Below are 1,688 nucleotides of genomic sequence, written 5' to 3' on the forward strand. Positions count from 1 at the left end.
AGCAACCCTCCCATGGACGAGAGCAAGGCGGCCTCGCTGAGGTAGAGCCACAGGATCTGCCGCCGCGTCGCCCCGATCGCCTTGGCGAGCCCGATCTCCGATGTCCTCTCGTTGACGGAGATCCACATCATCGTCAGGATCCCGATCGCCCCGACCAGGAGCGAGATGGCGGCGATTCCGGTGACGGCGAGGCTCACAATCCGGAGAATCCGATCGAGCGACTCGAGCATGCCAGTCTGCGTCGTGATCGTGAAGTCCTCCTCCCCTCCGTGGCGATCGATCAGGAGCGCCTTCACGCGAGCCACGACCGAGTCGGTCACCATCGCGTTCGACGTCACGAAGTCGATCTCGTGCAGGTCGCTCCGATTGAAGAGAGGCATCGCCGTCGCGACCGGGATGTACACGGCGTCGTCGATGTCGAAACCCAGGAACTGGCCCTTCGGCTCCATGATCCCGATCACGAGGAATCTCTGGCCTCCGATCCGAACGTGCTCGCCGAGGGGATTCGCGTCGCCGAAGAGCTCCAGCTTCAGCTTCGGGCCCAGGACCGCGACCGCCGCGCCCACCGATGGATCGGCGGCGGGAAGGAACCTCCCCACCCTGACTCCCATCCCCCAGGCCCTCGCCCCTTCGGAAGTGACTCCATAGACGAAGACATTGCGCGTTCTGCCCGCGTGCTCGACGGCCGCCGCCCCCATCGTCGTCGGGACCGTCGCGACCACGCCGGGAATCCGTCTGATCGCCTCAGCGTCCTCGATGGTGAGGGGATGCACCGTCCCGCCTATCGCCCCGTGCATGCCGGTCGTCTCGACCCTTCCCGGATTGATGCTGGCCAAGTTCGTCCCGAACTGCGTGAACTCCGAGAGGATGTAGATGCGCGTCCCCTCTCCGATCGACGTGAGGAGGATCACGGACGCGATGCCGATCATGATGCCGAGCATCGTCAGCGACGAGCGCGTGCGGTGGCCCCGGACCGCGCGCAGGGCCTGCCGCAGCACATCCTCCGCGATCATCCGCGCTTCCTCATCAGGGCCTCGACCGGGTCCAGTCGGGCCGCGCGCCGGGCGGGCAGGCTTCCGAAGAGCAGGCCGATCGAGACCGATACCGCGAGCGCGGCCGCCACGGCCCAGACGGGCGGCTGCACGGGGAACTCGGGCACGATCCGGCGGAGCGCCTGCCCCGCCCCCAGTCCCGCCCCGAGCCCCAGGACGCCGCCGCTGGCGGAGATGATCGCCGCCTCCAGAAGGAAGACCGCGACGATCTGGCGTCCCGAGACCCCCAGGGCCTTCAGGAGCCCGATCTCGCGCGTTCGCTCCGAGACCGAGACGAGCATGACGTTCATGATCCCGATGCCCGCCACCGTCAGCGAGATCGCGGCGATCCCGGCCAAGGCGGCGGTGAGGATCATGAGGATCTGGTTGAAGGTCTCGAGCACGGCGTCCTGCGTGATCACCGTGACGTCCTCGACGCCGTCGTGCCTCTCCTTGATGACCTCGATCACCTCGCGACGCACACCCTCGATCCTCTCGTGCGAGGCCACCTCCACGAGGACCCTGAAGAGGGTGCTCCTGTCGAACATCCGCATCGAGGTCTCGACGGGGATATCGATCACCTCGTCGAAGTTCATTCCGATCGAAGTCCCTCGCGGGGCCATCGTCCCGATCACGCGCAGGCGCGTCTCGCCGATC

The 1,688-nt window shown here is 67.0% G+C and carries 2 protein-coding genes; both read right to left on the reverse strand.

The window, feature by feature from the left end; all coding sequences use genetic code 11:
* On the reverse strand, positions 1-1,013 hold a 1,013-nt coding region (locus tag FJY88_14225; GenBank protein ID MBM3288484.1), incomplete at its 3' end, for an FtsX-like permease family protein.
* A partial coding sequence (locus FJY88_14230) for an FtsX-like permease family protein (GenBank protein MBM3288485.1) occupies positions 1,010-1,688 on the reverse strand: 679 nt, incomplete at its 5' end. The genes FJY88_14230 and FJY88_14225, both read right to left, overlap by 4 nt.

It is taken from the genome of Candidatus Eisenbacteria bacterium, from assembly GCA_016867495.1.
Lineage (GTDB): Bacteria > Eisenbacteria > RBG-16-71-46 > CAIMUX01 > VGJL01 > VGJL01.